The following is a 3645-nucleotide window of genomic DNA, read 5'->3' as shown; positions in this document are numbered from 1 at the left end:
GATACAGGAAAACATAAACAATGGAAATTATGGAGATGATAAAAGAAACAGGGCTGCAAGTTTTGCAGCAGCAGGAAGTGATGCCAGAATGAGTGGCTGTCCTCTTCCTGTGATGACAACAAGCGGAAGCGGTAATCAAGGGATGACAGCGTCACTTCCTATTATAAGGTATTGTCTTGATAAGGGGATAAGCAGAGAAAATATGATAAGATCACTTTTCCTGTCTCATCTGCTGACTATACATATAAAAACAAATGTGGGAAGACTCTCTGCTTATTGCGGAGCTGTATGTGCAGTCTCTGGCGTAAGCGGGGCTCTGGCTTTTCTTGAAAAAGGAGATCTGAAGATTGTGGGAGATGCAGTTACAAATACTTTGGCAAACATATCCGGTCTCATATGTGACGGTGCAAAAGCCTCTTGTGCATCTAAGATAGCTACAGGGGTATATACTGCCTTTGACTCTGCCATGCTGGCATTAAATAACAGGGTCTTTAATTCTGAGGATGGAATAGTCAGCCAAAATATAGAAAAAACAATTCTAAACATAGGCAGATTATCTCAAGAGGGAATGGTCGGTACAGATAATACAATTCTAAATATAATGACAGGAAAATAATTTTTTAATATTGGTTTTATAGCTGTCATTTATTTGAAAAATAAATTTTCATATGGTAGTATTTAATTATTAAACTTATATCAAAGGGGGAATTATGAATTTAAAGGGAACTAAGACAGAAGAAAATCTACTTGCTGCTTTTGCAGGGGAATCCCAAGCCAGAAACAAATACACTTATTATGCTTCTCAGGCTAAAAAAGAGGGTTACAACCAGATTGGTGCATTTTTTGAAGAGACAGCACATAATGAGATGGCACATGCTAAGATATGGTTTAAACTACTCCATGAGGGGATGCCTTCTACTGCTGAAAATCTAAAGGATGCAGCTAGTGGGGAAAACTACGAATGGACAGATATGTATGAAAATTTTGCCAAGGAAGCAGAAGAAGAAGGATTTAGTAAGGTAGCTTATCTATTCCGTGAAGTAGGGAAAATAGAAAAAGAACATGAAGGCAGATATCTTCAGCTTCTAAAAAATATAGAAGAAAAAAATGTATTTGAAAAAGGGGAAAAAGTAATCTGGGAATGTGGAAATTGCGGCTACTTAGTTGAAGGTGTTAAGGCACCAGAAGTTTGCCCTGTGTGTGACCACCCTAGAGCACATTTTAAGGTACAGGCTAAAAACTATTAATAAAATCTGATGCAGGATAATGGGAGAGCCTAAAGGCTCTCTTTTTTTACAACTTAAACATTCTTTACTAACGAAGTAAAAAAAGTGGAAACGTAAATCAAAAAAAACAGGTAAAAGTGGTAAAAAGATTATTTTATAATTTTAGTTGGCATATAAGTTTTTTTATTTTAAACTTTTTTTTAAAATCAGAAGTCAAAAAGTTAGAACATAAAAAAATAAAACATAATGTCAAAAAACCTCTCCTAAAAAACAGCGGTCATCTCCCCGACGGCTGTTTTTTGCTTTTTAAATAATAAAATATCAAAAATTCCGACTTAAGAAATCCCAAGGGCTTAAAAATCACTTTATAAAGAATCAAAAATTAATTATTTGCTATAGACATTGAGGGGCGATGGTATTATACTGTATACAAGAATTTTAATTTTACAAGTCTGAAGGCATAAACATCAAAAAAATCATATTAAAGGAGTGAAGTATGATATATATAATTCTGGCAGTGGGAGCCTTGGTGGCAGGAATCATAACAGCTATTGCAGGTGGCGGAGGAATGCTCATAATGGCTATTCTGATGATGGTGGATATGCCTATAAAGATGATAATAGGAACCAACAGGGTGAGTGCTCTGATGGATAATGGTACCAGTGCGTACCACTATAATAAAAACGGTAATGTGAACAGGACATTTTTGAAATATGCCGTAATACCTGCAGCTGCAGGTACTATAGTGGGAACAAGGATGCTGGCCATGATGGACGGGAAGATCCTGGAAAGACTGATTCCCATGATACTTATAGCTCTGATAATCCATTCTCTAACCTCTAAAAATGTGGGAATAGAGAGTAAGTTTCAAGGGTTTACCAAAAAGACAGTTGCTATGGGAATTGGTGTAACTTTTCTTATAGGGGTATATATGGGTTTTTTCGGAATGGCTGCAGGAAGTTTTTTTGCCCTGGCTCTGGTTTATATATTTAAGTTTAATTTTTTAGAGGCTGTTGCTACTGTGAAGCCTCTGGTTTTTCTTATGGGTATAACCTCGATATTTTTCTATGCTGCTGAAGGGCTCATAGACTACAAATATGCACTGTTTATAACTTTTTTTAGGGTTATAGGAAGCCGTTTTGGAAGTACCTATGCCAGCAAGAAAGGTTCTAAACTTGTAAAACCTGTTTTCTTGACTCTCTGCGCAGCAATAGTGGTAAAAGATGCATTTTATTAATTTTTTAAGAAAAAGACTTGATTTTTCAGGTCTTTTTATTTTTTTTAAAGGATATGATTAAAAATTATGAAAGAAATTAAAATAAAGAATATATTTAAAGAAAATGGAGGTGAAAATTGAAAGTAGAAAATCTAAAATCTAAAAAAATAGAAGGATATAATTTTAAATTTATATGCAAAATAACTCCTGAAATTTGTGACTGCAAAGTAAATGAATATTCCCCACAGGATGATTTTAGCGATTTGGAAAAAAAGAAACTTAATCCCTATGGGAGAGAAAAATTTTGTAAGTTCAGAATTCCAAAGGTAAAAAATTCCGGGGTATACTGCATACTGGAAAATGACCAGGTGGTATATATAGGGGAATGCCTCGACCTGGATCACAGGTTCAACTCGGGGTACGGAGTGATATCGTCAAGAAATTGTTTTGAAGGGTTTCAGACGGTAAACTGTAAAATAAACAGCCTTATATTGAAATCATACAGAGAAAATTCTGATGTGAAACTCTATTTTTTTAAGAGTTCCAACAGGAAAAAATTAAAAAGAGAACTTCAGAAAATATTAAAACCCAAATGGAATGAAAAAAATGTTGTTCTCAGTTCTTGTGAAATCACAGAACCTTTAAAGGAATCAACTGATCAGAAAATAATAAAAATTAAAAATAAAGACTCGAGGTATGGGAAATACAGAAAAATGTTCACTTACCTAAGGAATCAAGATATGGAGAGTATAGAGGTCTCTCTTGTAAAACTGGAAGAAGTTTTGGGCTTTAAATTCCCGAAATCTGCTTATTCTTACAACGCATGGTGGGCAAACGGGGGACATCCTCATTCTAAAACCTGGTTGGATGCCGGATATAAGGTAAAGGTTGTATCTTTGGGAGAGAGTGTATGCTTCTATAAGACTCAATAAAAACAGGTCAGTTATAAAAAGTTATTTTATTATGAAATTTCAGTCTAATAAAAGGGAATTAAAAAGAGACCAGTCGAAATTTCCAGACCGGTCTCTTTTTGTATTTTAGCTTAAATAACTATTTAAATTTTAAAAATGCCTTTACCAGTTCTCTGTTGTAATCGGGGATATCAGGAGGCCTTCTGCTGGAAACAAAATTATCATCTACCACTACAGCCATATCATGCCATATAGCTCCTGCATTTTCAAGGTCGTCCTTGATTCCAGGAGT

General features: G+C 34.8%; 5 protein-coding genes. 4 read left to right on the top strand and 1 reads right to left on the bottom strand.

Annotated elements, in window-relative coordinates; genetic code table 11:
* The 4 genes from ABZA26_RS10235 to ABZA26_RS10220 form a co-directional block, all read left to right on the top strand.
* On the top strand, positions 1–616 hold a 616-nt coding region (locus ABZA26_RS10235; RefSeq protein WP_372714425.1), incomplete at its 5' end, for an L-serine ammonia-lyase, iron-sulfur-dependent, subunit alpha.
* Positions 617–710: 94 nt separating this feature from the next.
* Complete coding sequence (gene rbr / locus ABZA26_RS10230) at positions 711–1247, top strand: rubrerythrin (RefSeq protein WP_372714424.1); 537 nt, start codon at positions 711–713, stop codon at positions 1245–1247.
* A 475-nt stretch (positions 1248–1722) separates the two neighbouring features.
* On the top strand, positions 1723–2463 hold the full coding sequence (locus tag ABZA26_RS10225) for a sulfite exporter TauE/SafE family protein (RefSeq protein WP_372714423.1): 741 nt from the start codon (positions 1723–1725) through the stop codon (positions 2461–2463).
* 116 nt (positions 2464–2579) lie between these two features.
* A complete protein-coding gene (locus ABZA26_RS10220) occupies positions 2580–3374 on the top strand; it encodes a GIY-YIG nuclease family protein (protein ID WP_372714422.1) in 795 nt (264 codons plus the stop codon).
* Between the two features lie 118 nt (positions 3375–3492).
* Here the strand turns inward: ABZA26_RS10220 and ABZA26_RS10215 are convergent, their stop codons facing one another.
* A complete protein-coding gene (locus tag ABZA26_RS10215; RefSeq protein ID WP_372714426.1) occupies positions 3493–3636 on the bottom strand; it encodes a DJ-1/PfpI family protein in 144 nt (47 codons plus the stop codon).
* Between the last annotated feature and the right edge of the window lie 9 nt (positions 3637–3645).

The sequence above is a fragment of the Ilyobacter sp. genome (assembly GCF_041583315.1).
Lineage (GTDB): Bacteria > Fusobacteriota > Fusobacteriia > Fusobacteriales > Fusobacteriaceae > Ilyobacter.
The sequence above is the reverse complement of the archived record's forward strand: the minus strand, read 5'-3'. Positions and strand labels throughout refer to the sequence as shown.